Origin of the sequence: Acinetobacter sp. USHLN143, assembly GCF_037145695.1 — a bacterium.
GTDB classification, from domain to species: Bacteria; Pseudomonadota; Gammaproteobacteria; order Pseudomonadales; family Moraxellaceae; genus Acinetobacter; species Acinetobacter fasciculus.
In genome coordinates, this window is the sequence record NZ_JBBCWZ010000215.1 from 1 (window position 1) to 483 (window position 483).

Annotated in this window: 1 protein-coding gene; it reads left to right on the forward strand. The window is 41.0% G+C overall.

The window, feature by feature from the left end:
- The coding region (locus tag WFH18_RS17755; protein ID WP_336755402.1) for an IS3 family transposase at positions 1-483 on the forward strand (483 nt) is incomplete at both ends.

Genomic DNA, 483 nt, shown 5'->3' on the forward strand with positions numbered 1-483 from the left:
GATTAATGAAAAAGCTAGGTATACAAGGTGTTTGGCGAGGTAAGAACAAACAAACCACCCGTAGCCGAGATGACCAAAAACGAGCAGATGATTTAGTGAAACGTAATTTTAGTGCTGATCGACCTGACCAATTATGGGTCAGTGACTTTACGTATATTCAAACTCATTCAGGCTGGGTCTATACCGCCTTTATTATTGATGTGTTCTCACGAGCAATTGTTGGATGGAAAGTATCGACACGGATGAATACAGATATGGTGCTCGATGCATTAGAGCAAGCCTTGCACGATCGAGGCATGCCAAAGAATGTGATTCATCATTCCGATAGAGGCGTTCAATATCTTTCTATTCGCTATACCAATCGTTTAGAAGCAGCAAATTTACGAGCATCAGTCGGTACAACTGGTGATTCATACGATAATGCTCTGGCTGAAACGGTGAATGGCTTATACAAAACAGAGGTGATTGAATATTTAAAAGCAG